This is a genomic window from Oleispirillum naphthae (assembly GCA_027864655.1).
Classification (GTDB): Bacteria; Pseudomonadota; Alphaproteobacteria; order Rhodospirillales; family Rhodospirillaceae; genus Oleispirillum; species Oleispirillum naphthae.
In genome coordinates this window covers 54,010-78,791 of sequence record JAQAZG010000012.1, presented here as the reverse complement: position 1 = coordinate 78,791, position 24,782 = coordinate 54,010, and the positions used below count along the sequence as shown (strand labels likewise).

The window sequence follows — 24,782 nt, the reverse complement described above, 5'->3', positions numbered from 1 at the left end:
GCGGTTTCACCGTTCCATATGGACATCTCCTTGCGGTCCTCGCAAGTCCCTGCAAAACAAAGGCCGCCCCCTTGCGGGGGCGGCCTTTTCGTCGCCCGGCGGCGCGGCGTTCAGACCGCCACGCTCTCCGGCTCCTCGGTCTCGGCGGCCTCCGGGGCGGCCGGGCGGATCACCTCCACCGTCGCCTCGTCGGCGGCTTCCGCCGCTTCGTCGTCGCCGTCCTCGTCGGTCATCTCGGGCTGCGGCCCGTCGGCGCCGTCGGCAGCCGCCGGGTTGAGCACCCGCGGCGGACGCGGCTGGCTGTTCTGGATGATGCGGAAGTAGTGCTCGGCATGCTGCAGATAGTTCTCCGCCAGCACCCGGTCGCCCTGCCCCGCCGCATCGCGCGCCAGCGCCAGGTATTTTTCCATCACCTGATGCGCCGAACCGCGGATGCGGATGCTCGGACCGTTGCTGTCGAAGGTCTGGTTGCGCGAAGAGCCGTTGCCCTTGCGCTGCTGCTGCTGCTGCTGGTTGGGCGTGCGACCCCGCGGACGGGGCTTTTGATTCGGATGTTGTTTCATAATCTCTGAGCTAACCGCGAGAGTTCACCACAATGCGCCTGACGGGCCAGCCGCCGCGCGACGCCGGGAGTATCCCCGGACGAAAATACGAAATTTGCCGTCTGCCGGACGTATCCGGCCGGATGCGCAGCCCATGGCGCTCATCCCCCGTGAGACCCTGCAAGGGGTCCGGCTTCACGGAATAAATCTGTTCAAAGGTCTCATCGAACGGCGCAGATCCCACGATGCCTGACGGGGTCCCCGGGCGGCCTGCCCAGGCCCCAACGGACCCGACCCCTGCTCGGTAATCCGTACCGGCCCCCACGCGCGAACGTCTGAAACCTAATCGCATCGGCGGCGCTTTCCAACCGCTTTTTTCATTTATCGTATGGTTTTTTCGCGTCGGGCCCGCCGCGCCGCCACCGCCCGCGCCACCCCGCCGAGGTCGGCGAACGCCCCCACACCGGCCATTCCGGCGGTTTCGAGCATCGCCGCCACCGCTTCCGCCTGGCCGAGCCCCACCTCGAAAACCACGCCGCCGCACGGCGCCAGCAATTCCGCCAGGGCGGGCACGAGAATGCGGTACGGCGCAAGCCCGTCCGCGCCTCCCGCCAGAGCCAAACGCGGCTCGAACTCCCGCACCTCGGGCGCGAGGCCCGCGATCTCCGCGTCCGGAATGTAGGGCGGATTCGCCACCACCAGGTCGAACCGCCCGCCGAGCGCCGCCGCCCACCCCGCCTCGCGCCAGTCGCCGCACACGAAACGCGCACGAGCCGAAAGCCCCAGCGCCGCCGCGTTCGCCGCCGCCGCCGCCACCGCGCCCGGCGCGGCGTCCAGGCCGACGCCCGCGGCATCCGCCCGCTCCGCCAGAACCGCCAGCAGCAGGCAGCCGGTGCCCGCGCCGAGGTCCAGCACCCGCGGCGCGGCAACCCCCTCCAGAAGCCGCAACGCGGTTTCCACCACCACCTCGGAATCCGGCCGCGGGTCCAGGGTATCCGCGGTCAAAGCGAACCGCAGGCCGCGGAACTCCCGCTCCCCCAGGATGCGCGAAACCGGCTCCCGCGACGCGCGGCGCGCCACCGCCGCCTCCACCGCCGCAACCTCCGCCGCGGTCAGCCGCCGCTCCGGATGCGCCACCATCTCCGCCGTGCCCAAACCCAGCACCACGCCCGCCAGCAGCCGCGCATCCCGCCGCGGCCCCTCCACCCCGGCCGCCCGCAGCCGCTCCGTCGCCGTCCGCAGCACCGTCCCGAGGTCAGCCATGAGCGATGCTCCGGAAACGGGGGACGACAAGGCCAGGGGTTTCACCCCTGGACCCCACCAAGGGTCTCAGACCCTTGGAACCCATAACTTGCCTGTCCGGGGGATGGTCTCCACCCCTCGGACAGACGATACGGGAGGCCCGGAGGGACGAGTCCCTCCGGCGGGGCGCGGGGCGGAGCCCCGGCGTTTTCCTCCCCGCCTCCGGGGCGGCGGTCATTGCGCCTCCAGGGCGGCGAGGCGGTTGGCCTGGTCTTCGGCGATCAGGGGGTCGATGACGTCGTCCAGCGCCGAGCCGTCGATGATCTGGTCGATCTTGTAGAGGGTGAGGTTGATGCGGTGGTCGGTGACGCGGCCCTGGGGGAAGTTGTAGGTGCGGATGCGTTCCGACCGGTCGCCGGAGCCGACCTGGGCGCGGCGGTCGGCGGAGCGCACGGCGTCCTTTGCCTGGCGCTGCTGTTCGTAGAGGCGGGCGCGCAGCACGGTCATGGCGCGCGCCCTGTTCTTGATCTGCGAGCGTTCGTCCTGGCAGGCGACCACGGTTCCGGTGGGCAGGTGGGTGATGCGCACCGCGGAATCGGTGGTGTTGACGTGCTGGCCGCCCGCGCCCTGGGAGCGGTAGGTATCGATCCGCAGGTCGCCGTCCCTGATCTCGATGTCCACCTCCTCGACTTCCGGCAGCACCGCGACGGTGGCGGCCGAGGTGTGGATGCGGCCGCCCGCCTCGGTGGTGGGGACGCGCTGCACGCGGTGGACGCCGGATTCGAACTTCAGGCGGGCGAACACGCCGGTGCCGGAGACCGAGGCGACGACTTCCTTGATGCCGCCGATGCCGGTCTCGTTGAGGTCGAGGATTTCGACGCGCCAGCCGCGGACGGCGGCATAGCGCTGATACATGCGGAAGAGGTTGGCGGCGAAGAGCGCGGCCTCCTCGCCGCCGGTTCCGGCGCGCACTTCGAGGATGGCGTTGCGCACGTCGTCCGCGTCCTTGGGGAGGAGGGCGAGGCGCAGCTCCGCCTCGATCTCCGGCAGCCTGGCCTTGGCCTCCAGGAGTTCCTCCTGGGCGAGGGCCTTGATGTCGGGGTCGGCGGCGGCGTCGTGAAGCAGGCCTTCCGCCTCCGCGATGTCGGCGCGGACCTTGGAAAGCGCCTCCGCCAGTTCGACCACGGGGCCGAGTTCCGCGACCTCGCGGGAGAGCGCGGCGACGGTTTTCGGGTCGAGCGTGGGATCGGTGCCGAGGCGGCCCTGCGCTTCCTCGAAGCGGCGGACCACCTGCGCCAGCGTCTCCTCAAATGCCACCGAAGGCATCCTCCGACAGATTGACCAGCATGCGGGCGAGGGTTTCCTCCAGGCGGTCGAGGGACACCGTGGCCTGCTCGCCGGAATCGAGGTCGCGCAGGGTGACGGCGCGGGCCAGCCGCTCGTCCTCGCCGAGGATCACCGCGACCTTGGCGGAGAGCTTGTTGGCGCGCTTCATGCGCTTGCCCATGTTGCCGGAGAAGGCCATGTCCACGGCGAAGCCGGCGCGGCGCAGGCGTTCGGAGAGGATCATCGCCTCACGCTTGATCACCGGGTCGTTGCCCGCCGGGATCATCGCCACCGGGCGGCCCTCGGCGGGCGGCTCGGCGAGCAGCATGGAGAGGCGTTCCACCCCCGCGGCCCAGCCGACGCCGGGGGTCTGCGGCCCGCCCATCAGCTTGACCAGGCCGTCGTAGCGGCCGCCCGCCATCACCGTGCCCTGCGCGCCGAGCGCGTCGGTGGTGAACTCGAAGGCGGTGTGGCCGTAATAGTCCAGCCCGCGCACCAGGTGCGGGTTCTCGATGAAATCCAGGCCGAGGTCGAGAAGACCGTTCTTCAGTTCCTCATAAAAGGCCTTGGAGGCGGCGTTGAGGTATTCGCCGAGAAGCGGCGCGCCGGCGATCACCGCGCGGTCGCCTTCGTCCTTGGAATCGAGAATGCGCAGCGGGTTGCGCTCCAGGCGGTCGCGGCTGTCGGCGGACAGCTCGGCGAGGCGGCCGGAGAGGAATTTCACCAGCGCGCCGCGGTAGGCCTCGCGGCTTTCCGGGTCGCCGAGGGTGTTGATCTCCAGGGTGACCGCGCCCTTGAGGCCGAGCGCATCGAGAATGTGGCGGCCGAGCGCGATGACCTCGACGTCGGCCTGCGGCTCGGCGACGCCGAGAAGCTCCACGCCGACCTGGTGGAACTGCCGCTGGCGGCCCTTCTGCGGGCGCTCGTAGCGGAACATCGGACCGGCGTAGAACGCCTTGAACGGCAGGTCGTTGGAAAGCCCGTTGGAGATGAAGGCGCGCGCGATGCCCGCGGTGTTCTCGGGCCTGAGGGTGATGCTTTCGCCCTTGCGGTCGGAGAAGGTGTACATCTCCTTGGTGACGATGTCGGAGGTATCGCCGAGGGTGCGCGCGAACACGCCGGAGAACTCGAAGGCCGGCGTCGCCATCTCGGCGAAGCCATAGAGCGCGGCGGCCATCCGACTGGTATCGACGACATGGCGGAAGGCCCGCATCTCGTCGGGTAAGATATCGTGCGTGCCACGCACCGGTTGGAGGGACGACACCCCGCTGATCCTTTCTTCGCTAATTCATTGCGCCTTGGTTGCGGCGATGCGTTTTTCCACCAGATCGACGAGATGGTCAACAATCGCGTCGGTGCCGACCGCATGATCGGGCACCCCGGCGAGGAAAATCTTGTGCCGCCCCTTGCCGCCGCCGGTGAGGCCGATGTCGGAGTGGCGCGCCTCGCCCGGGCCGTTGACGACGCAGCCGAGCACCGAAAGCGTCATCGGCGTGGTGACGTGTTCGAGGCGGCGCTCCAGCTCGGCGACCACGGCGGGCACGTCGAAGCCCTGCCGCGCGCACGACGGGCAGGCGACGATGCGCACGCCGCGGTGGCGCAGGTCGAGGGATTTCAGGATGTCGAAGCCGACGCGCACCTCCTCCACCGGATCGGCGGAGAGGGAAACCCGGATGGTGTCGCCGATGCCCTTGCGCAGCAGCCAGCCGATGCCGAGCGCCGACTTCACCGTGCCGGTGCGCAGCCCCCCCGCCTCGGTGACGCCGAGGTGGAGCGGATAGTCGCAGACCTCGGAGAGCTGCTCGTAGGCGGCCATGGCGAGGAACACGTCGGAGGCCTTGACGCTGATCTTGAAGTCGCGGAAGTCCAGCTCCTCGAGGATGCGGGCGTGCATCAGCGCGCTTTCCACCATCGCCTCGGGGCAGGGCTCGCCGTATTTCTCCAGCAGGTCGCGGTCGAGGCTTCCGGCATTGACGCCGATGCGCATCGAGCAGCCGTGATCCTTGGCCGCCTGCACCACGGCGCGCACCCGCGCCGCCTCGCCGATGTTGCCGGGGTTGATACGCAGGCAGGCCGCCCCCGCCTCCGCCGCCTCGATGGCGCGCTTGTAGTGGAAGTGGATGTCCGCCACCACCGGCACCGAGCAGCCGCGCACGATCGCGGCGAGCGCCTTGGTGGAGTCCTCGTCCGGGCAGGAGACGCGCACGATATCCACGCCCGCCGCCTCCATGCCGCGGATCTGCGCCAGCGTGCCCTCCACGTCGGAGGTCAGCGTGTTGGTCATCGACTGCACGGTAATCGGCGCGCCGCCGCCCACCAGCACGGAGCCGACGCGAACCTGCCGCGTCTTGCGCCGGGCGATCCGGCGGTACTCTGGATTTTCCAATGGGGCCTCACCACCCGGGTGTCACGATGGCCTTAAAGTGGGCGTTTACCGCGCGGCGCGCAAGCGCTCCGGCTCCAACGCCACGTCGCGCATCACCTGCCCGGCAGAGCCGAGCGCCGAGGCCTTGGCCCCATCGATGAGGACGCTGAGGTTGCCCGCATTCCCGGTCATCAGCAGAAGGCCGGGGCGATTGGGCACCCTGAAGCGGTCGCCCGCGTGCAACAGGCGGGTGAGCACCAGATTTCCGCCCTCGGTGACCTGCACCCAGGACTCGCCGGTGGCGACGATCTCGACGCGGGCGTCGGCGTTCTCCGCGCCGTAGACCCGCGGCTCGCGCGGCGCGGGTTCCGCCGCTTCCGGCACCTCGCCCGCAGCCTCCACGGCGGATGCGGCGGGCGCGGGCGCGGCCGCGGCCGGCTGCGGCGTTTCGGCCTTGGGCGGCGCGGGCTTGGCCGCTTCGGCCTTCGGCGGTTCCGGCTGCGGCGCTTCGGCCTTCGGCGGCTCCGGTTTCGGCACGGGCTTGGCCGCCTCGGGCTTCGGCGCGGGTTTGGCCGGCTCGGTCTTGAGCGGCGTGGGCTTCGGCGGCTCCGGCTTCGGCACGGGTTTGGCCGCTTCGGCCTTCGGCGGTTCCGTCTTCGGCGGCTCCGCCTGCGGCGCGGCGGGCTTTTCGGCTTCGACGGCGGGCTGTTCCGCCTTCGGCGCGGCCGGGGCCTTGGCCTCCGGCGCCGGTGCCGGCGCCGGTGCGGCGCCCACCTTTTCGTTCAGCGCGGCGGGAATGCGCGGCAGCAGCGAGGCGCTGTCGGCGCCGGAAAACATATACCACGCCCCGCCCACCAGCGCGGCGATGACCACGATGGCGGTGAGAATGGCGCCGACCGGCAGGCCGAGCGTCTTGACCGGCTGCGGAAACTCCACCGGCTGCGGCTGCGGCGCGGCGCCCCCTCCGGATTCCATCTTGAAGCGGCGCACCAGCTCCACCGGGTCGAGACCCAGTTGCTCCGCATAGGAACGGATGAAGCCCACCGCATAGGTGCCGCCCGGCAGATCGCCGTAGCGGCCGTCCTCGATCGCCTCCAGATAGACGCGGCGGATGCGCAGCGTCTCCGCGATCAGGCCGAGGTCGATCCCCAGCCGGAGCCGCGAGGCCCGCAACAATCCGCCGACGCTGCCTTGCACCGGCGCGTCCGGTCCCGTCTGTTGCACCCCTTCGCCGTGCGGTGCCGACGGCATGTTGTCGTGTTCCACAGACTATCTTCCTTCGCCGGTCCGGTTTCCCCCATGGTCTTGCGCCCATGCGCAAGCGCGCCGCGGCGTTCTGTCGCACCGTCGGCGACCCACAGTATGTCCGGAACCCACCCGCCTTGCAATGCCCGAAACCCCTTCCGGCACCCCGTCATTCTCTGGAACGCATTGAAAAATCGGCGGGATCAGGCGATTTGCACGGCGTGATCGAGAGCATAATTGGCGAGGCTCGACCGCAGACTATGGGCGGGAGACTGCAACAGCTTCTTCACCACCCGCTCGGTGTCGCCGACGTTCATGCTGCGAATCATCGCCTTGACCGGCCCCACCGCCGGGCCGGTCACCGAAAGGCGGCGGAAGCCGAGCCCGACCAGCGCCATGCTGTCGAGCGGGCTGGCCGCCATCTCGCCGCACAGCGAGCACGGCACTCCTGCCGCATCGCAGGCGGCGATAATGCGGTCGAGCAGGCTGAGGAACGGCGGCGACAAGAGGTCGTAGCGTTCGGCGATGCGCTGGTTGCCGCGGTCGCGCGCGAACAGGAACTGCGCGAGGTCGTTGGAGCCGACGGAGAGGAAGTCCACCCGCTTCAGCATCTGCGGCAGCTGGAACACCAGGGATGGCACCTCCAGCATGCAGCCGACGGAAAGGCGCTCCGGCAACGGCTCGCCGCGCCGCGCCGCGCGGTCCATTTCGAGGTCGAGAATGCGCTTCGCCGCGTCGAATTCCGCCACCTCGGCGACCATCGGGAACATCACCGAGAGCGGCCGCCCCTCGCAGGCGCGGATCAGCGCGCGCAACTGGTGGCGCATGATCGCCGGGTGGTCCAGGGTGATGCGGATCGAACGCCAGCCCATCGCCGGGTTCTCCTCGCCGGTGCTCTGCCAGTAGGGCAGCATCTTGTCGCCGCCGACGTCGAGGGTGCGGAAGCACACCGGCCGCCCGCCCGACTGGTCGATCACCGCGCGGTAGAGCGCGGTCTGCACCTCCACGTCCGGGGTTTCGGCGTGCGCCATGAACGGCAGCTCGGTGCGGTAGAGGCCGATGCCGTCGGCGTTCACCTGGTCGAGAATCGGCATGTCGGCGAGAAGGCCCGCGTTCATCAGGAGTTCGATTCGCACCCCGTCCCGGGAGACCGCGGGCAGGTCGCGCAGCACCGCGAAGGCCTTCTGCTTCTCGCGGCGCATCCGCACCGTGGAGATGAAGGAGGCGGTGAGGTCCTCGCTCGGGCGGATGAACACGCTGCCGTTGTCGCCATCGACGATCACCGGGTCCCCCGCCCCGATCTTGCCGAGGATGGCGGGAACGCGGGCGACCATCGGGATATTGAGCGCGCGCGCGATGATCGCGACGTGCATCGAGGGCGAACCTTCCTCCAGCACCACGCCGTGGATGCGGCTCATGTCGTAGTCGAGGAGGTCGGCGGGGCCGAGGGTGCGCGCCACCAGAATGGCGTGCGGCGGCAGAATCTTGCGCTCCGCGCTGTCCTGGCCCATGAGGTGCAGCATCAGGCGGTCGGTGAGGTCTTCGAGGTCGTAGAGGCGCTCGCGCAGGTAAGGGTCGGTGACCTGCTGCATGCGGACGCGGTTTTCCTCCTGGGCGCGCTGCACCGCCGCCTCGGCGGAGAGGCCGCCGCGGATGTGGTCGCGGATGCGCTCGATCCAGCCGCGGTCGGCGGCGAACATGCGGTAGGCTTCCAGAATGTCGCGGTACTCGCTCTTGCCGATCTCCTCGGCGGCGAGCATCTCGTCGAGCGCGATATGCATGCGCCCGAGCGCCTCCTCGAAGCGCTTCGCCTCCTGCTCCGGGTCCTCGCTGACCAGATGGGTGATGAAGGGGACCTTGCGGTGCAGGTAGGCCGCGCCGACGCCGAGGCCCGCGGAGAGCTTCAGCCCGTTGATGCGCAGCGGCACCAGGGCGGTGCCGTCCACCGGAATCTGCTCCCGCCGGTCGATCAGGTTGCCCGTGGTCAGGAGTTCGGCGAGCACCATCGCCACGGTTTCGAGCGCTTCCACCTCCTCCGGGGCGAAGGCACGGCTCTCCGTGGTCTGCACCACCAGGACGCCGGCGACGCGGGCGATGCGCACGATCGGCACGCCGAGGAACGAGCGGTAGGGCTCCTCGCCGGTTTCCGGGCGGTAGGCGAAGTTGGGGTGGCTCCACGCGTCGGACAGCGCGAGCGGCCGCGGGTGCGCGGCGATGAAGCCGACCAGGCCCTCGCCGACGCGCAGGCGCGTCATGTGCACCGCGGTGGGGCGCAGGCCCTGGGTGGCGAACAGTTCCAGCACCTCGCCCGCGCGCATCACATAGCAGGAGCACACCGCCGCCTGCATCTCCTCGGCGATGATCCGCACGATGACCTGCAACCGGTCCTCGGGGAGGCCCGGTTGCGCCATCGCCTCACGGATACGCCCGAGAAGGCGGCGCGACACCGCGGCGGCATCCCCCGGCATCAGAGCGCGCCCTGGATTTCCCCGGGCATTGCGGCGACGTGCGTCCTCCGCGCGTCGAGTGCATCCAATGCCTGGGCGATGATGTCGTCGATGATCTCCCGCGCGCTCTGTTCCGCCGTCACCATGCCGACGCTCTGCCCGGCCATCAGCGAGCCGTTCTCCACGTCGCCGTCGATCACCGCGCGGCGCAGCGCGCCGGCCCAGAAGTGCTCGATTTCGAGCTGCGCCGCCTTCTGGTCCATTTCGCCGCGGTGGAACTTCTCGATCACCGAGCGCTGCACCTCCATGAACCGCTCGGTCCCGGCGTTGGAAATGGCGCGCACCGGAATCACCGGGAACTGCGGGTCGATCTGCACCGAGACCACGGCGTCGCGCGCCGAGGCGCGGATGAACGCCTGCTTGAACTTCGGATGCGCGATGCACTCGTGGGCACAGACGAAGCGGGTGCCGAGCTGCACCCCGGCGGCGCCCATTTCCAGGTAGGAGAGCATCGCCTCGCCGCGGCCGATGCCGCCCGCGACGAACACCGGCACCTTGTCGCCCATCTCCGGCAGGATTTCCTGCGCCAGCACCGAGGTGGAGACCGGGCCGATGTGGCCGCCCGCCTCCGCTCCCTCGATCACCAGGGCGTCGGCCCCGGCGCGCAGCAGCTTCTTGGCCAGCACCGGGGCGGGCGCGAAGCAGATCACCTTGGCCCCGAAGTCCTTGGCGCGCTTGATCGCCGCGGAGGTGGGCAGGCCGCCCGCCAGCACCACGTGGCCGACCCCGGCCGCGCCGCACACGTCGATGAGGTCGTCGAGCTGCGGATGCATGGTGATGAGGTTGACGCCGAAAGGCTTATCGGTCAGCGCCTTGGCGCCCTCGATCTCGGCGGCGAGGAGGTCCGGCGGCATCGAGCCGCAGGCGATCACGCCGAAGCCCCCGGCATTGGAGATCGCCGCCACCAGATGGCGTTCGGACACCCAGGACATCGCTCCGCCGAGAACGGCGCACTCGCACCCCAAAAACTCCCGCCCACGACGCCACAGACGGTCCAGATCCTGATACGCTTGCCGAGTCCTGCTCATCGCGGCCGGTCGCTCCCAACTCGTTACCGCCCGGCGCACGGCCGGGCCCTGCTTACCGCGCGTCCAGACCGTAGGCCGTGTGCAGGGCGCGCAACGCCAACTCGGTGTATTCCTCCTCGATGAGGACGCTCACCTTGATCTCCGAAGTGCTGATCACCAGGATGTTGATGCCGCGCTCGGCGAGGGCGGAAAACATCTTCTGCGCCACGCCCGCGTGGGTGCGCATGCCCACGCCGATGACGGAGATCTTCACCACCGTGTCGCTGTGGGAGAGATCGCGGAAACCGACGGTCTTCTTGACTTCCTCCAGCACCTTGAGCGCGCGCAACAGGTCGGTGCGCGGCACGGTGAAGGTGAGGTCGGTATGGCCCTCCGCCGAGACGTTCTGCACGATCATATCGACGTTGATGTTGGAGTCCGCGAGCGGGCCGAAGATGGCCGCCGCGATGCCGGGGTGGTCCTTGACCCCCTGCAGGGTCACCTTCGCCTCATCCCGGCTGTAGGCGATGCCGCTGACAACTTCCTTTTCCACGATGTCTTCCTCGTCGCAAACCAGGGTTCCGGGGATGTCCTCGAAGCTCGACAGGACCTGCAGGTTGACGCGATATTTCATCGCCATCTCGACCGAGCGGGTCTGCAGGACCTTCGCGCCCAGGGACGCCATTTCCAGCATTTCCTCGTAGGTGACGCGCGGCAGCTTGCGCGCCTTGGGGACGATCCGGGGGTCGGTGGTGTAGACCCCGTCCACGTCGGTGTAGATGTCGCAGCGGTCGGCGCCCAGCGCCGCAGCCAGCGCCACCGCCGAAGTGTCGGAGCCACCGCGCCCCAGCGTGGTGATGCGCCCGTCCTCGCCGATGCCCTGGAAGCCCGCGACCACCGGCACCTCGCCCGCCGCCATGCGGGACAACAGTTCGTCGGTCTCGATATCGACGATGCGCGCCTTGCCGTGGGCGTCGTCGGTATGGATCGGAATCTGCCAGCCGCACCAGGACCGCGCGGAAATCCCCATGGATTGCAGGATGATCGACAGAAGGCCGACGGTCACCTGCTCGCCGGTGGAAACCACCGCGTCGTATTCGCCCTGATCGAACAGCGGCGCCGCCTCCTGACAGTAGGCGACCAACTGGTTGGTCACGCCGGACATGGCGGAGAGCACCACCGCCACCTGGTTTCCGGCATCCACTTCTTTTTTCACCAGGCGGGCGACGTTGCGAATACGCTCCATATTCGCGACCGAGGTTCCGCCGAACTTTTGGACAATACGGGCCATGACACGGTATCTCTGATTGCCGGGAGGCGCGCGCCGCCGCACGGCCGGGTTTCCCAAAAAAAGTCTTTCGTAACGAGTTGCCTGACGACCGGCAGCTATACATACTCGGTCCTTATCCTTTTAGGCAAGGGCACAGACATGAGCAAATCCGCAAAACCGGCGGCGCGCGAAGCCGCCGCGCACGGCTCCGCCGACCCCGCCGAGATCGCCAAGTTCACGGCCCTGGCGGATACCTGGTGGGCGCTCGAAGGGCCCTTCCGCCCGCTGCACCGCTTCAACCCGGTGCGCATCGCGATTCTCAGGGAGCGGCTGGCCGCGCACTTCGGGCGCGATGCGGCGCTCGAGCGGCCGTTCGAAGGGCTCAGCCTGCTCGATGTCGGCTGCGGCGGCGGCCTGATCGCCGAACCGATGGCGCGGCTGGGCTTTGCGGTGACCGGCGTGGACGCCTCGGAAAAGAACGTCAAGACCGCGGCCAACCATGCGGAGCGCATGCGTCTGTCCATCGACTACCGCGTCGCCCTGCCCGAGGACCTCGCCGCGGAGACCGGGCGCTTCGACGCGGTGCTGGCGCTCGAAGTGGTGGAGCACGTCGCCGACCGGCCGCTCTTCCTCTCCGCCGCCGCCGCGCCGCTGAAAAAGGGCGGCCTGATGGCGCTCGCCACCCTCAACCGCACGATGAAGAGCCTGGTGCTCGCCAAGATCGGCGCGGAATACATCGTGCGCTGGCTGCCCGCGGGCACCCACGACTGGCGCGACTTCGTGAAACCCTCGGAGATCGCCCGCGACCTCGAACGCGCCGGGATGAGCCCGCCGCGCTTCACCGGCCTCACCTACGCCCCGCTTTCCGATTCCTGGAGGGAAGGCGGCGACCTATCCGTCAACTATATGGCCTTCGCGGCGAAGCCTTAGGATCTTGCCGGTGGTGCGGCGGCCGTAGCGCGCCATGAAGTCGTCGAACGGCATCGGCTTGGCGAACAGGTAGCCCTGCAACGTGGTGCAGCCGTTGGCGACCATCCAGTCGCGTTGCGCCTCGGTCTCGATGCCCTCGGCCACGCAGTTCATTCCCAGGCGCTGCGCCAGGGTGAGAATGGTGGACGGCACCGCCACGTCGTTCGGCACGTCGGAGACGAAGCTGCGGTCGATCTTCAGCACGTCCACCGGGAAGCGGCGCAGGTAGGAGAGCGACGAATACCCGGTGCCGAAGTCGTCGAGCGCGATGCGGATGCCGTGGTCGCGCAGGGCGCGCACCCGGTCGGCGAGCGCGCCGCGCTCCATCGCCAGGGTGTATTCGGTGATCTCGATCTCCAGGCGGTCCGGCGCCACGCCGTGGCGCGCCAGCGTCTCGCCGACGCGGGCGACGAAGCCGGGATCGGCGAGCTGCTGCGGCGAGACGTTGACCGCAATCGTCATGTTCGCCCCCGCGGCGCGCAACAGCGCCGAGGCGCGGCAGGCCTCCTCCAGCACGAAATCGCCGATCGGCACCACCAGGCCGCAGTCCTCCGCCACCGGAATGAACGCGCCGGGCGGCACCACCTGGCCGTCGCGGCGCCAGCGCAGCAGCGCCTCCGCCCCCACCACCTCGCCGGAACACGACATCTGCGGCTGGAAGTAGAGGACGAATTCGCGCGCCTCCAGCGCCTGATGCAGTTGGCTTTCCAGCAGCAGGCGGCGGTGCGCGCCTTCGGCCAGGCCGTCCTCGAAGAAGTTCCAGCGCTCGTTGGCCTTGCGCCGCGCGCCCGCGGTGGCGGCCACCGCCTTGCGCAGAAGCTCGGCGGCGTCGGTGCCGTCGTTGGGGAAAAGCGCGATGCCGACGCACACCGAGGGGCGCACCTCGTCGGCGGATTCGACGCGGGTGAGGCTTTCCAGGAGGCCGTTGGCGTAGTCCACCGCGGCGGTCACCGAATCCAGGTCCTCGATCACCACGGCGAAGGAATCCACGCCGATGCGGCCGATGAACGCCTCGGAACCCACCGCGTCGAGCAGGCGCACCGCCATGTCCATCGCCATCTCGTCGGCCTCCTCGTGGCCGATCAGGTCCTTGAGTTCGTCCAGGCGGTCCATCAGCACCGCCATCACCGCCGCCACCCTGCCCGGCTGGGCGCGGCGCGCCATGGCGACGAGGTGCTCGATGGTGAGGGTGCGGTTGGGCAGGTTGGTGGTGGCGTCGCGCGTCGCCATGCGGCGCAGCGCGTGCTGCGCGTTGCCGAGGTGGATGAGCATGGCGTTGATCTTCTGCACCGCGAGGCCGAGTTCGGAATGCAGGTGCCACCTCGGCACCGTCAGCATGTAGCCGTGCGGATCCTCGGCGTCCACGCCGTCCACCTGGCGCGCGATGGAGAGGATCGGCCGGGTGAGAAAGCGGTCGAACAGCACGGCGACCACCGCGACGACGAGGAACACCCCGAGCAGGGTGAGCGCCAGGCCGCCGGACAGCATGCCGACGAAGCGGTCGGCCTGCGCCGCCACGTCGAACACCACGATCAGGCTGCCGATGGTGTCGCCGTTCTGGCCGGGCACCAGGCCGGGCATCGACAACGGCTGGGCGATGCGCTCGTGCGGCCCGACGATCAGCTTGCCGAGAAGGCGTTTCCACAAGGGCGCGGAGCCGGGCGGCCGCCCCTCGGCGGCGAACGGCATGCCGTCGGCATGGACGATCATCGCCGACTGCACGTCGGGCGCGCGCATCACCCCGGCCAGAGTCTCCGCGGCGAGGCGGTCGTTGAATTCCCAGACGGCGGAGGTGGCGGGGCGCTCGGCCAGGGCGATGATCTGCGCCTGCCGCGTCACCAGCCCGTCCCGCTCCGACGCGGCGAGAAAAGCGGCCTCGACGAGGAACAGCAGGCCGCCGACGGTGAGCACGGCATAGAGGACCAGCCGTCCCTGCCGGTAGGTGATGGAATTGCGGCGGAAGGTATTCCCCCAGCGCATGACGTGCGTCTCTCCCCCTCACCGCCAGTGATTGCCCTCGTCCAAAAGCGGCAAGCTCGCAGTCTAACACAGAAACTTTTGAGTAAAACGATAATTACGTCGTAAAATGCGGGGGAAAGCTTAAGTCAAGACACTTTCATGGCGCGGCCGTCGCCGCAGCGCGCAAAAAACCGGCACGGCAAAGCGCGCCGCCAATTGACAGGGGGATGAGACTATACATTCCAATGCACTGATGGATCGAGAAACCAATATACAGCGGCACGGCGGCCTAGGAATCGCCGCGGGAGATCCACGGCAGACGCGCAAAAGTTATCTCTTCCTCTACCAAGGCGTTAGCCTCCTCGGCGGAAGCCTCGCCGTAAATGCCGCGCGCCGGGGCCTCGCCGTAATGGATCTTGCGCGCCTCCTCGGCGAAGGCGGAACCGACGTCCTCGCAGTTGCTTTCCACCGTGTCGCGCAGGCCGAGCAGCAGGGAGCGCAGGCGCACGGCGGCATCCGCCCCCTCTTCCCGCGCGGCCGCGAGGCTGGGGGCCATCGGCGCCTTGGCGACCTCGCCGCCGCCGCAGGCCGGGCAGGCAATGCGCCCGGCGGCGGACAAGCCCTCGTACGCCCGGTTGTCGCGGAACCAGGAGTCGAAGCGATGCCCGCAGGCGCATTTGAGGGCGAACCGGATCATCCCTACCCGCCGATCACCACGTCCGTCAGGTCGCGCCCGTGCGCGAGCGACGGCACCTTGCCACGCGCCGCATCCACCGCCGCCGGGTCGATATCCGCGAGGACGTAACCCACGTCCTCCCCGCCGTCGGCCAGAACCTCGCCCCAGGGGGCGACGACCAGGGCGTGGCCATAGGTCTTGCGCCCCCGGACGTGGGTTCCGGTCTGCGCGGGCGCAAAGACGAAGCACCCGGTTTCGATGGCGCGCGCACGTAACAGGATATGCCAATGCGCCGCCCCTGTCACCTGGGTGAAGGCCGCGGGCACCGCCAGAAAATCGCACCCCGCCACGGCGAGAGCGCGGTAGAGATGGGGGAAACGCAGGTCGTAGCACACCGAAAGCCCGAGCCGTCCCCACGGCAGGTCCACCGCCGCGGGCGCGGACCCCGGCTCGAAGGTGAGGGATTCGGCATAGCTTTCGCCGTTGCCGAGGTCCACGTCGAACATGTGCAGCTTGTCGTAGCGCGCCGCGATCCGCCCCTCGGGGCCGATCACATAGGTGCGGTTGAACACCTTGCCGGAGGGCGACGGCACCGCCAGGGTGCCGGCGTGCACCCACACCCGGCGCGCCTTGGCGAAGGCGCGGAAGGCGGCGAGCGCGGGGTGCGCCTCCTCCGCCCGCGCCGCGGCGCGGATCGCCTCGGTGCCCCAGGTCATCATCGCCACGTTTTCGGGCATCAGGATGAGGTCCGCCCCGTCGTCCGCCGCGCCGCAGGCAAGCGCGAGCGCGGCGGCGATGTTGGCGTCCATGTCGTCGGCCGCGTTGACCTGTAGGCAGGCGACGGAAAAGGCGCTCATCGCGCTCAGGAAGCGAGCAGCGGGTCGAGGCCGCCCTTGGAATCGAGCGCGTAGAGGTCGTCGCAGCCGCCGACGTGCTTCCCGTCGATGAAGATCTGCGGCACCGTCTGGCGGCCGCCGGCGCGCGCCATCATGGCCTCCAGCTTCGCGTCGTCGGCGGACACGTCGATCTCGGAGAAATCCACGCCCTTGCGCTTGAACAGCGCCTTGGCGCGCATGCAGTACGGGCAGACCTTGGTGGTGTAGATCTCGATCTTGGCCATGGGGTTCTCCTGTTGCGGGTTTGCCGTCCCCGATGTGAGGGGATTTTCCGAAAAAATCAAGTTTCGCCGGGCACCGCCGCGGCGGCGGACAACAGGTCCACCGAGGCCGCGCCCGCGGCGAGCAGCGCCTGCGCGCAGGCCTCGGCGGTCGCCCCGGTGGTCGCCACGTCGTCGATCAGCACGATGCGACGCCCGGCGAGCGCCGCCCCCGGCCGCGCGGCGAAGGCCCCCGCCACGTTGCGCCGCCGCGCCCGCGCGGGAAGCCGCGCCTGCGGCGGGGTGCGGCGGATGCGCGCGAGCGCCCGCGCATCCCACGGCGTGCCGCAGAGGCGGGCGAGGCTGCGGGCGATCTCCGCCGCCTGGTTGTATTGGCGAAAGGCGAGTCGCGTCCAGTGGATCGGCACCGGCACCAGCAAATCGGCCTCGGCCAGCAGCTCCGCCCCGGCGCGCGCCATCCACGCGGCGAGGCGGCCCGCGATCTCGGGCCGGTCACCGTGCTTGCAGCGCAGGATCAGCGCGGCGGAAACCTCGTTGTAGAACAGCGCGAAACGCCGCCTGCGGATCGCCCCGCCCGCGGCGCAGCCGCAGCTTCCCGAGGCGGGCAGCGGCAGGCCGCAGCGGCCGCACAGCGGCGGCGCGGGGAAGCGCAGCCCGGCGAAGCACGCAGGGCACAGGGCGGCGCCGGAACCGCCCTGAAGCGGCGCGCCGCACACCGGGCAGCGCTCCGGCAACAGAAGGTCCAGCGCCGCCCCCAGGCCGCGCCGCGCACCCCGAATCCGTGGGAAAATCATCGCACTGGTCATGGCAGGCGAGTCTGCCCGATCGCGCCGCGCCGCTCAAGCAAGAACGGCTTTGCGTTTTGCCGCGGCAAGCGCCATATGGGGGTCATGTCCAGCCGGCCAGTCCTCTTCGACCGTCCCCTGCTGCGCCGCCGCCGCGACCGCGCGGTGCGCGGCGTCGCCCCGGCGCGGGAGCCCGACTTCCTGCTGCGCGAGGCGGCGGAGCGCCTGCTCGACCGGCTTTCCGACATCCGCCGCGCCTTCCCCCTCGCCCTCGACCTCGGGGCGCACACCGGCCAGCTCGCGCGCCTGCGCGCCGGGCGCGGCGGCATCGACACCCTGGTCTCGGTGGAGCCCTCCGCGGCGATGGCGGCGCTCGCCCCCGCCCCCGCCGTGGTCGCCGACGAGGACTCCCTGCCGTTCGCCGACGCCGTCGCCGACGCGGTGTTGAGTTGCATGAGCCTGCACTGGATCGACGACCTGCCCGGCCTCCTCGCCGAGGCGTTCCGTGTGCTCAAGCCGGGCGGCCTGTTCCTTGCCATGCTGCCCGGAGAGGAAACCCTGCACGAGTTGCGCGACAGCCTCGCCCGCGCCGAACTGGCGGTGGACGGCGGGGTGAGCCCGCGCGTCATCCCGATGCTGACGGTGCAGGATGCGGGCTCCCTGTTGCAGCGCGCGGGCTTCGCCGAGCCGGTGGTGGACCGCGAGCGCATCGCCATCGACTATGCCGACCCGCTGCGCCTGCTCGCCGACCTGCGCGCCATGGGGGAAACCAACGCGCTCGCCGAGCGCCGCAAAGCGCCGCTCTCCCGCGCCGTGCTGCTCGCCGCGCTTGCCGCCTACCGCGAAAACCACCCCGCCGCCGACGGGCGCGTCGCCGCCACCGTCGATCTTCTGACGCTTACCGCCTGGAAACCCGAATGACCTTCTCCACCCCCCTCATCCGTGGCGTGCTGCTCCGCCGCTACAAGCGATTCCTCGCCGACGTGCGCCTCGCCGACGGCAGCGAGGTCACCGCCCACGTCGCCAACTCCGGCGCGATGCTGGGGTTGAAGGAGCCGGGGATGACGGTGTGGCTGTCGCGCTCCGACAACCCGAAGCGCAAGCTCGCCTATACCTGGGAACTGGCGGAGACGGACGGCGGCCTGGTCGGCATCAACACGTCCCACCCCAACCCCCTGGTCGCCGCGGCGATCGCCGCGGGCAGGGTCCCCGAACTCGCGGGCTATGCCGAGCTGCGGCGCGAGGTGCCCTACGGCAAGAACTCGCGCATCGACATCCAGCTCACCGATCCCGCCCGCCCGCGCTGCCTGGTGGAAGTGAAGAACGTGCACCTGATGCGCACCCCGGGCCTCGCCGAGTTTCCCGACGCGGTCACCGCGCGCGGCGCCAAGCACCTGCGCGAGATGGCCGATGCGGTCGCCGCCGGAGACCGCGCGGTGATGGTCTACCTGGTGCAGCGTACCGACTGCGACCGTTTTTCCCTGGCCGCCGACATCGACCCGGCGTATGCGGAGGGGTTCGCCGCCGCCCGCGCCGCGGGGGTGGAGGCGCTGTGCTACACCTGCGCGATCGCGCTCACCGGCTTGAGCCTGGACCGCGCCCTCCCCCTGGCGTTATAGCTAACCCAGGACATCACACCGAAGGACTACCCCGCTTCATGGACCGTTCCGCTTCCACCATCATCCTGCACACCGCCGAAGACTTCGCGGGCATGCGCGCCGCCGGGCGCCTCGCCGCGGAGACCCTCGACTACATCACCGATTTCGTCGTCCCCGGCGTGGAGACGCAGGAACTCGACCGCCTGATCGCCGAATTCGTCACCGCGCGCGGCGGCATCAACGGGCCGCTCGGCTACCGCGGCTATCCCAAGTCGTGCTGCATCTCGATCAACCATGTGGTCTGCCACGGCATCCCCAGCGAAAAGACCCTGAAGGACGGCGACATCCTCAACATCGACGTCACCCCCATCCTCAACGGCTGGTACGGCGACACCAGCCGCATGTACACGGCGGGCAAGGTCGGCGTCGCGGCGAAGCGGCTGGTCGAGGTGACCTACGAGTGCCTGATGCGCGCCATCGACATCGTGCGCCCCGGCGCCACCCTGGGCGACATCGGCGCGGTGATCCAGGAATACGCGGAGGGCCACCGCTTCTCGGTGGTGCGCGACTTCTGCGGCCACGGCCTCGGGCGCACCTTCCATGCCGAGCCCAACGTCATGCACTACGGCCGCCGCGGCCACGGCCTGCGGCTGGAGGAAGGGATGTTCTTCACCATCGAGCCGATGATCAACCTCGGCGTGCCGGACACCAAGATCCTCTCCGACAACTGGACCGCGGTGACGCGCGACCGCAAGGCCTCCGCCCAGTTCGAGCACTCCATCGGCGTCACCGCCGACGGCTGCGAAATCTTCACCCTGTCGCCGAAGGGCTACACCCAGCCGCCCTATCCGGCGGCGTGAGCGGAGCGGCGGCATGAGCGGCGGCGACGACACCTCTCCGGGCCTGTTCGAAGCGCCGGTGACGTCCGCGCCGGAACCGCACTACCTCGGCCACCGCCAACGCCTGCGCGACAAGCTGTTGCGCAACGGCGCGGCGGGGTTCGCCGACTACGAACTCCTCGAACTGCTGCTGGCGCTCGCCATCCCGCGCCGCGACGTCAAGCCCCTGGCCAAGGACCTGCTCGTCCGCTTCGGCGACTTCGCCGGCGTCATCGCCGCCTCGCCGGAGGACCTGACGGCCGTGCCCGGCGTCAAGGAAACCACCGTCGCCGCGCTGAAACTGGTGGAAGGCGCGGCGGTGCGCCTGCTCAAGGGCCGCGTCGCGGAGCGCACCGCGCTCGCCGCCTGGGACGACCTGATGGACTACTGCCTCGCCGCGCAGTCGCGCGCCGATGTGGAGGAGTTCCGCCTGCTCTTCCTCGACACCAAGAAACGCCTGATCGCCGACCAGGCGATGCAGCGCGGCACCATCAACCACACCCCGGTCTACCCGCGCGAGGTGGTCAAACGCGCCCTCGAACTCAAGGCGCATTCCGTGATCATGGTGCACAACCACCCCTCCGGCGACCCGACCCCCTCGCAGGCCGACATCGACACCACCCAGCAGATCAAGCAGGGCCTCGCCACCGTGGATATCGCCCTGCTCGACCACGTCGTCGTCTCCCCCGGCCGCTACATCAGCTTCCGCCGGAAGAACCTGCTGTAAAAAATAAAACTTCATGGGGGGACGCGGTCCCCCCACACCCCCCATAAGTTTTCGCCGCGCAGCGGCCATCAACCGTCACACCGCGTGATGGCTCTATCGCGCTACGCGCAAAAACCAAAAGTTATGGGGTGCGCGAGGGGTCCAAGACCCCTCGCAAAGTTTTGGCATTTTAAAACGCCCGGTCCCCGACGTAGGGATTGCTGCGGCGCTCGTCGCCGAAGGAGGAGAGCGGGCCGTGGCCGGGGATGAAGATCACCTCGTCGCCGAGGGGGAAGAGTTTGTTGCGGATCGAGGAGACGAGGTCCTTGGCGTTGCCGCGCGGGAAGTCGGTGCGCCCGACCGAGCCCTGGAACAGCACGTCGCCGACCACCGCGAGCTTGTCCTTGCGGTCGAAGAAGACGACGTGGCCCGGGGTATGGCCGGGGCAGTGCAGCACCTCCAGGGTGACGTTGCCGAAGGAGACGGTATCGCCCTCCTTGAGCCAGCGGTCGGGGGTGAAGCTTTCGCACGGCGGAAAGCCGTAACCGCGCGCGGTTTCCGGCAGCGCCTCGAGGAGGAAGGCGTCCTCCTCGTGCGGGCCTTCCACCGGCACGTCGAAGATTTGCTTCAACGCCGTGGTGCCCGCGGCGTGGTCCACATGGCCGTGGGTGAGCAGGATCTTGACGATCTCCACGCCCTTGCGCTTCGCCGCCGCCTCCACCTCGGCGATGTCGCCGCCGGGGTCCACCACCGCGCCTTGCATCGTCTCTTCGCACCACAGGATGCTGCAGTTCTGCGCAAAGGCGGTTACCGGAACGATCATCGCTTTCATCGGTAGGTTCTCCGTTAGTCGCGCCAGAAGTGCGCGGTCATCATCACGAACACCGTCTCGAATTCCAGGCGTCCGAGGATCATCCCCACGTCGAGCGCCCATTTCGCGCCGTCGGGCAGGGAGGAAAAGTTGCCCGCCGGGCCGATCACCGGCCCCAGCCCCGGGCCGACGTTGGCGAGCGCGGTGGCCGCGCCCGAAAGCGCGGTGATGAAGTCCAGCCCGTAATACGCCAGCGCCAGAACCAGGGCGGCGCAGGTGGCGGCATAGCACAGCACGAACACCTGCACGTCGCGCACCAGGGATTCGCTCGCCGGGCGGCCCGCCATCATGTCGGGGAACACGCCGTGCGGATAGAGCAGGCGGCGGGTCTCCTTGCGGATATCCTGCCACAGAATCTCGAAGCGGAACATTTTCAGCCCGCCCGCGGTGGACCCGGCGCAGCCGCCGACGAAGGTCATGAAGAAGAACACCGCCACCGCGGGCGGCCCCCACAGGGAATAATCGGTGGAGGCGTAGCCGGTGGTGGTCATCACCGAGACGAGGTTGAACAGCGCCTTGGTGAACGCCGTCCACGGGTCGAAGTCGTTGGCGAAGACCAGCCACACGGTGAGCATCGCCGCGGAGATCAGCGCGGTGGCGAGCATGCGCTTGACCTGCGCGTCGCGCAGAATCACCATCGGTCCGCGGCCGGAAAGCGCCAGCACGAAGAGCACGAAGGGGGTGCCCCCGGCGAGCATGAACACCGTGCCCGCCCATTCCAGCCACAGGCTGTCGAAGTGGCCGATGGAGCCGTCGGAGGTGGAATAGCCGCCGGTGGAGAGCGTCGTCATCGAGTGGATGACCGCCTCGAACGGCGTCATGCCGCAGGCCCAGTAGGCGAGCACGCAGAGGGTGGACAACAGGATGTAGACCCAGCCGATGCGGATCGCCATGCTGCGCACCCGCGGCGAGATCTTGTCGGAGGTCTTTTCCGAGCTTTCCAGCTTGAACATCTGCATGCCGCCGACGCGGAACATCGGCAGAATGGCGATCGCCATGACGATGATGCCGATGCCGCCCATCCACTGCAGCAGCGCCCGCCAAAGGAGAATGCCCACCGGCATCGTATCGAGGCCGGTGAGCACGGTGGAGCCGGTGGTGGTGAAGCCGGAGACGGTTTCGAACACCGCGTCGCAATAGGAGATCTTCTGCTCCGACAGCCAGAACGGCAGCGCGCCGAACAGGGAGAGCATCAGCCACGCGCCGACGGTGATGAAATAGGCGCGGCGCAGCGGCGTGATGCCGAAGCTGGCATCCCGCGTGGTGGCGAACAGCATCACGCCGAAGAAGATGGTGAAGCCGGAGGCAAGCGCAAAGGCGGCCCATTCGCTCTGGCCGGCGGCGAAATCGGCGACGGCGGGCACCCACATGGCAACGCCCAGGATGATCAGCAGGCTGCCGATCGCCTGCCCGATATCGCCTTCGTCCTGAGGTTTGGCCAAGCCTTACCCTTTCCCCGAGCCTGCCGCCGCGCCGCCCTCGCCGGGGGGCGCGCCGGTTCCTTTGTGCGTCGCCGCCGCCTTGGCGTCAAGCTCCGCCGGGCGCGGGCAGCCCGCCACGGTGACCGCGTCGCCGCGGCGGTTGTCGAGGCGGAAGCGGTGGCCGAACAGGGAAATTTCCAGCGCATGCTCCGGCCCCTCGCCGACGGCGCGGTAGCGGCGGGCGAATTCCGCCGCGTCCACCCCTTCCGGCAGGCGGCACAGCGCATCGAAATCCGCCTGGCTCGCCTTGCCGCCGGACCATGCCTCGCCCGGCAGGCGCGGCAGCGGCGCGGGCCGCACCAGGTCGGCGCACATCCGCACGAGCAGGCGCAGCACCGAGGCGAAGCTGTGCGTCTCCAGGACGGCGCGGTCGGCCTCCGGCGGAACGGCGAAGCGATCGACGGCGACGATCGGCCCATCGTCCACCTTGCCCGTCATCTCGTGCAGGGTGGAGCCGAATTCCGCCGCGCCGCCGTAGAGCGCGAACACCGCGGGGAAGCGCCCGGGATAGGCGGGCGGTCCGGGGTGCAGGTTGTAGGACGGGCCGGGAAACGCGGCGAGCAGCTTCTCCGGCACGATCACCTCGGTGGCGCAGGCGAACAGCCGCGCCCCGGCGAGCGGCGCGCCGCAGCGGGCGATCAGTTCGGGCAGCGTGGACAGCGGCGTCACCTTGAGGATCGGCGCGGCGCGCATCAGCGCCTTGGGCGAGGCGAGCGGATGGGCGAGCAGGATGGTCTGCGCCAGGATCGGCGCGAGCACCGGATCGGCGAGCAGGACGATCTCCCGGAGATAGGACTCGCTTGGCTGCGTCATGGCGGCCATCATAATCCGGCCCGGCGAACCGCGCCAGCCGACGCTTCGCCTTGACAGAACCGCCGCTTCGCCGGATTTTTGCGGCAAGCCCACACCCTACGGAGGTTCCGCCCGTGATTCCGCGCTACTCGCGTCCCGCCATGACCGGCATCTGGCAGCCGGAGAACCGCTTCCACATCTGGTACCTGATCGAGGCGCATGCCTGCGACGCGCAGGCGAAGCTGGGGGTGATTCCGGCCGCCGCGGCGAAGGCGGTGTGGGAGAAGGGCAACCTGCCCTACACGGCGGAACGCATCGCCCGCATCGACGCCATCGAGGCGGAGGTGAAGCACGACGTCATCGCCTTCCTCACCGAGCTTTCCGAACACATCGGCGATGACTCCCGTTTCGTCCACCAGGGCATGACCTCCTCCGACGTGCTCGACACCTGCCTCGCGGTGCAGCTTTCCCAGGCCGCGGACATCCTGCTTTCCGACATCGACACCCTGCTCGGCGCGCTGAAACGCCGCGCACTCGAGACCAAGGACATGGTGTGCATGGGCCGCAGCCACGGCATCCATGCCGAGCCGGTGACCATGGGGCTGAAGTTCGCGGGCTTTTATGCGGAGTTCCGGCGCGCGCGGGAGCGCCTGCTGGCGGCGCGGCAGGACATCGCCACCTGCGCCATCTCCGGCGCGGTGGGCACCTTCGCCAACATCGACCCGGCGGTGGAGGCGCACGTCGCCGACAAGCTCGGGCTCTCCGTCGAGCCCTTGTCCACCCAGGTGATCCCGCGCGACCGCCACGCGATGTTCTTCGCCACCCTCGGGGTGATCGCAAGTTCCGTGGAGCGTGTGGCGACGGAGATCCGCCACCTGCAACGCACCGAGGTGCGCGAGGTGGAAGAATACTTCTCGCCGGGGCAGAAGGGCTCTTCCGCGATGCCGCACAAGCGCAACCCGGTGCTGACGGAAAACCTCTGCGGCCTCGCCCGCATGGTGCGCGCCTATGCGGCGCCCGCGATGGAAAACGTGGCGCTGTGGCACGAGCGCGACATCTCCCACTCCTCGGTGGAGCGGATGACCGGCCCCGACGCCACGGTGACGCTCGACTTCGCGCTGGCGCGCCTCGCCGGGGTGATCGACAAGCTGGTGATCTATCCCGACGCGGTGGAGAAGAACCTCAACCAGCTGGGCGGGCTGATCTTCTCGCAGCGGGTGCTGCTGGCGCTCACCCAGGCCGGGGTTTCCCGCGAGGACTCCTACCGCATCGTGCAGCGCAACGCGATGCGGGTGTGGGCGGGCGAAGGCCGCTTCCTCGACTTCCTCAAGGCCGACGCCGACGTGGCGGCGCGCCTCTCCGATGCGGAGATCGAGGCGATCTTCGACATGGCCTACCACACCAAGCACGTGGACACGATCTTCGCGCGGGTGTTCGGCTGAGGGG

At 69.4% G+C, this 24,782-nt stretch carries 23 protein-coding genes; 6 read left to right on the top strand and 17 right to left on the bottom strand.

Translation table 11 applies throughout. The features are described 5' to 3' along the window. Window positions 1-110: 110 nt before the first annotated feature. From O7R11_RS12855 to O7R11_RS12815, 9 genes are all read right to left on the bottom strand, one after another. Window positions 111-563: a DUF4167 domain-containing protein gene (locus O7R11_RS12855; RefSeq protein WP_337997933.1), complete on the bottom strand. Its 453-nt coding sequence runs from the start codon at window positions 561-563 to the stop codon at window positions 111-113. A gap of 360 nt (window positions 564-923) precedes the next feature. Further along, window positions 924-1,805 (bottom strand): peptide chain release factor N(5)-glutamine methyltransferase, encoded by an 882-nt coding sequence (prmC, locus tag O7R11_RS12850; RefSeq protein ID WP_337997932.1) that lies wholly within the window; start codon window positions 1,803-1,805, stop codon window positions 924-926. Between the two features lie 213 nt (window positions 1,806-2,018). Continuing rightward, a complete protein-coding gene (prfA, locus tag O7R11_RS12845; RefSeq protein ID WP_337997931.1) occupies window positions 2,019-3,101 on the bottom strand; it encodes a peptide chain release factor 1 in 1,083 nt (360 codons plus the stop codon). Then, complete coding sequence (gene hisS, locus O7R11_RS12840) at window positions 3,091-4,374, bottom strand: histidine--tRNA ligase (protein WP_337997930.1); 1,284 nt, start codon at window positions 4,372-4,374, stop codon at window positions 3,091-3,093. The genes prfA and hisS overlap by 11 nt, the downstream gene beginning before the upstream one ends. 24 nt (window positions 4,375-4,398) lie before the next feature. Next, on the bottom strand, window positions 4,399-5,496 hold the full coding sequence (gene ispG, locus O7R11_RS12835; RefSeq protein WP_337997929.1) for a flavodoxin-dependent (E)-4-hydroxy-3-methylbut-2-enyl-diphosphate synthase: 1,098 nt from the start codon (window positions 5,494-5,496) through the stop codon (window positions 4,399-4,401). Between the two features lie 45 nt (window positions 5,497-5,541). Next, window positions 5,542-6,726 (bottom strand): RodZ domain-containing protein, encoded by a 1,185-nt coding sequence (locus O7R11_RS12830; protein WP_337997928.1) that lies wholly within the window; start codon window positions 6,724-6,726, stop codon window positions 5,542-5,544. 197 nt (window positions 6,727-6,923) lie between these two features. Further along, window positions 6,924-9,188 (bottom strand): phosphoenolpyruvate--protein phosphotransferase, encoded by a 2,265-nt coding sequence (gene ptsP, locus O7R11_RS12825; protein WP_337997927.1) that lies wholly within the window; start codon window positions 9,186-9,188, stop codon window positions 6,924-6,926. Then, window positions 9,188-10,255, bottom strand: coding sequence for an NAD(P)H-dependent flavin oxidoreductase (locus O7R11_RS12820; RefSeq protein ID WP_337997926.1), 1,068 nt, complete (start codon window positions 10,253-10,255; stop codon window positions 9,188-9,190). Before O7R11_RS12820 ends, ptsP begins: the two co-directional genes overlap by 1 nt. A 52-nt stretch (window positions 10,256-10,307) precedes the next feature. After that, window positions 10,308-11,525: an aspartate kinase gene (locus tag O7R11_RS12815; RefSeq protein ID WP_337997925.1), complete on the bottom strand. Its 1,218-nt coding sequence runs from the start codon at window positions 11,523-11,525 to the stop codon at window positions 10,308-10,310. A gap of 138 nt (window positions 11,526-11,663) precedes the next feature. On the opposite strand from O7R11_RS12815, the gene ubiG reads away from it, so the two are divergent. Then, window positions 11,664-12,434: a bifunctional 2-polyprenyl-6-hydroxyphenol methylase/3-demethylubiquinol 3-O-methyltransferase UbiG gene (gene ubiG, locus O7R11_RS12810; RefSeq protein WP_337997924.1), complete on the top strand. Its 771-nt coding sequence runs from the start codon at window positions 11,664-11,666 to the stop codon at window positions 12,432-12,434. On the opposite strand, the gene O7R11_RS12805 is transcribed toward ubiG, so the two are convergent. The 5 genes from O7R11_RS12805 to O7R11_RS12785 form a co-directional block, all read right to left on the bottom strand. After that, a complete protein-coding gene (locus O7R11_RS12805; protein ID WP_337997923.1) occupies window positions 12,396-14,453 on the bottom strand; it encodes a putative bifunctional diguanylate cyclase/phosphodiesterase in 2,058 nt (685 codons plus the stop codon). The genes ubiG and O7R11_RS12805 overlap by 39 nt on opposite strands. Before the next feature lie 268 nt (window positions 14,454-14,721). Beyond that, the gene (locus tag O7R11_RS12800; protein ID WP_337997922.1) at window positions 14,722-15,129 is read right to left on the bottom strand and encodes a DUF1178 family protein; all 408 of its coding nucleotides are present in this window, start codon (window positions 15,127-15,129) and stop codon (window positions 14,722-14,724) included. A 2-nt stretch (window positions 15,130-15,131) separates the two neighbouring features. Continuing rightward, complete coding sequence (locus O7R11_RS12795; protein ID WP_337997921.1) at window positions 15,132-15,965, bottom strand: carbon-nitrogen hydrolase family protein; 834 nt, start codon at window positions 15,963-15,965, stop codon at window positions 15,132-15,134. A gap of 5 nt (window positions 15,966-15,970) precedes the next feature. After that, window positions 15,971-16,228: a glutaredoxin 3 gene (gene grxC / locus O7R11_RS12790; RefSeq protein ID WP_337997920.1), complete on the bottom strand. Its 258-nt coding sequence runs from the start codon at window positions 16,226-16,228 to the stop codon at window positions 15,971-15,973. A gap of 56 nt (window positions 16,229-16,284) precedes the next feature. Beyond that, the gene (locus tag O7R11_RS12785; protein WP_337997919.1) at window positions 16,285-17,031 is read right to left on the bottom strand and encodes a ComF family protein; all 747 of its coding nucleotides are present in this window, start codon (window positions 17,029-17,031) and stop codon (window positions 16,285-16,287) included. 84 nt (window positions 17,032-17,115) lie between these two features. On the opposite strand from O7R11_RS12785, the gene O7R11_RS12780 reads away from it, so the two are divergent. From O7R11_RS12780 to radC, 4 genes are read left to right on the top strand one after another with little or no spacing between them, the layout of a single operon-like run. Then, entirely contained in the window at window positions 17,116-17,931 is an 816-nt protein-coding gene (locus O7R11_RS12780) for a methyltransferase domain-containing protein (protein WP_337997918.1), read from the top strand. After that, window positions 17,928-18,629 (top strand): DNA/RNA nuclease SfsA, encoded by a 702-nt coding sequence (gene sfsA / locus O7R11_RS12775; protein ID WP_337997917.1) that lies wholly within the window; start codon window positions 17,928-17,930, stop codon window positions 18,627-18,629. The genes O7R11_RS12780 and sfsA overlap by 4 nt, the downstream gene beginning before the upstream one ends. A 38-nt stretch (window positions 18,630-18,667) precedes the next feature. Further along, a complete protein-coding gene (gene map, locus O7R11_RS12770) occupies window positions 18,668-19,468 on the top strand; it encodes a type I methionyl aminopeptidase (RefSeq protein ID WP_337997916.1) in 801 nt (266 codons plus the stop codon). A 13-nt stretch (window positions 19,469-19,481) separates the two neighbouring features. Next, window positions 19,482-20,213, top strand: a complete 732-nt coding sequence (gene radC, locus O7R11_RS12765; RefSeq protein WP_337997915.1) for a RadC family protein — start codon at window positions 19,482-19,484, stop codon at window positions 20,211-20,213. A gap of 169 nt (window positions 20,214-20,382) precedes the next feature. Here the strand turns inward: radC and O7R11_RS12760 are convergent, their stop codons facing one another. Genes O7R11_RS12760 through O7R11_RS12750 form a run of 3 tightly spaced genes read right to left on the bottom strand, consistent with a single transcriptional unit; the run spans window position 20,383 to window position 23,357 of the window. After that, window positions 20,383-21,024 carry an MBL fold metallo-hydrolase gene (locus O7R11_RS12760; RefSeq protein ID WP_337997914.1) on the bottom strand — a complete coding sequence of 214 codons (642 nt, stop codon included), beginning with the start codon at window positions 21,022-21,024 and terminating at the stop codon, window positions 20,383-20,385. 14 nt (window positions 21,025-21,038) lie between these two features. Next, complete coding sequence (locus O7R11_RS12755) at window positions 21,039-22,505, bottom strand: TrkH family potassium uptake protein (protein ID WP_337997913.1); 1,467 nt, start codon at window positions 22,503-22,505, stop codon at window positions 21,039-21,041. Between the two features lie 3 nt (window positions 22,506-22,508). Beyond that, the gene (locus O7R11_RS12750; protein ID WP_337997912.1) at window positions 22,509-23,357 is read right to left on the bottom strand and encodes a formyltransferase family protein; all 849 of its coding nucleotides are present in this window, start codon (window positions 23,355-23,357) and stop codon (window positions 22,509-22,511) included. A 113-nt stretch (window positions 23,358-23,470) separates the two neighbouring features. On the opposite strand from O7R11_RS12750, the gene purB reads away from it, so the two are divergent. After that, a complete protein-coding gene (gene purB / locus O7R11_RS12745) occupies window positions 23,471-24,778 on the top strand; it encodes an adenylosuccinate lyase (RefSeq protein ID WP_337997911.1) in 1,308 nt (435 codons plus the stop codon). Window positions 24,779-24,782 lie beyond the last annotated feature (4 nt).

What these genes read in the sequence shown, in the direction of transcription:
- sfsA (WP_337997917.1), top strand. Translation starts at nt 17,928, where the DNA reads ATGACCTTCTCCACCCCCCTCATCCGTGGCGTGCTGCTCCGCCGCTAC.
- O7R11_RS12780 (WP_337997918.1), top strand. Translation starts at nt 17,116, where the DNA reads ATGTCCAGCCGGCCAGTCCTCTTCGACCGTCCCCTGCTGCGCCGCCGC.
- O7R11_RS12855 (WP_337997933.1), bottom strand. Translation starts at nt 563, where the DNA reads ATGAAACAACATCCGAATCAAAAGCCCCGTCCGCGGGGTCGCACGCCC.
- ubiG (WP_337997924.1), top strand. Translation starts at nt 11,664, where the DNA reads ATGAGCAAATCCGCAAAACCGGCGGCGCGCGAAGCCGCCGCGCACGGC.
- O7R11_RS12800 (WP_337997922.1), bottom strand. Translation starts at nt 15,129, where the DNA reads ATGATCCGGTTCGCCCTCAAATGCGCCTGCGGGCATCGCTTCGACTCC.
- O7R11_RS12785 (WP_337997919.1), bottom strand. Translation starts at nt 17,031, where the DNA reads ATGACCAGTGCGATGATTTTCCCACGGATTCGGGGTGCGCGGCGCGGC.
- map (WP_337997916.1), top strand. Translation starts at nt 18,668, where the DNA reads ATGGACCGTTCCGCTTCCACCATCATCCTGCACACCGCCGAAGACTTC.
- O7R11_RS12820 (WP_337997926.1), bottom strand. Translation starts at nt 10,255, where the DNA reads ATGAGCAGGACTCGGCAAGCGTATCAGGATCTGGACCGTCTGTGGCGT.
- O7R11_RS12795 (WP_337997921.1), bottom strand. Translation starts at nt 15,965, where the DNA reads ATGAGCGCCTTTTCCGTCGCCTGCCTACAGGTCAACGCGGCCGACGAC.
- radC (WP_337997915.1), top strand. Translation starts at nt 19,482, where the DNA reads ATGAGCGGCGGCGACGACACCTCTCCGGGCCTGTTCGAAGCGCCGGTG.
- grxC (WP_337997920.1), bottom strand. Translation starts at nt 16,228, where the DNA reads ATGGCCAAGATCGAGATCTACACCACCAAGGTCTGCCCGTACTGCATG.
- O7R11_RS12815 (WP_337997925.1), bottom strand. Translation starts at nt 11,525, where the DNA reads ATGGCCCGTATTGTCCAAAAGTTCGGCGGAACCTCGGTCGCGAATATG.
- O7R11_RS12805 (WP_337997923.1), bottom strand. Translation starts at nt 14,453, where the DNA reads ATGCGCTGGGGGAATACCTTCCGCCGCAATTCCATCACCTACCGGCAG.
- ptsP (WP_337997927.1), bottom strand. Translation starts at nt 9,188, where the DNA reads ATGCCGGGGGATGCCGCCGCGGTGTCGCGCCGCCTTCTCGGGCGTATC.
- O7R11_RS12750 (WP_337997912.1), bottom strand. Translation starts at nt 23,357, where the DNA reads ATGACGCAGCCAAGCGAGTCCTATCTCCGGGAGATCGTCCTGCTCGCC.
- O7R11_RS12760 (WP_337997914.1), bottom strand. Translation starts at nt 21,024, where the DNA reads ATGAAAGCGATGATCGTTCCGGTAACCGCCTTTGCGCAGAACTGCAGC.
- prmC (WP_337997932.1), bottom strand. Translation starts at nt 1,805, where the DNA reads ATGGCTGACCTCGGGACGGTGCTGCGGACGGCGACGGAGCGGCTGCGG.
- O7R11_RS12830 (WP_337997928.1), bottom strand. Translation starts at nt 6,726, where the DNA reads ATGCCGTCGGCACCGCACGGCGAAGGGGTGCAACAGACGGGACCGGAC.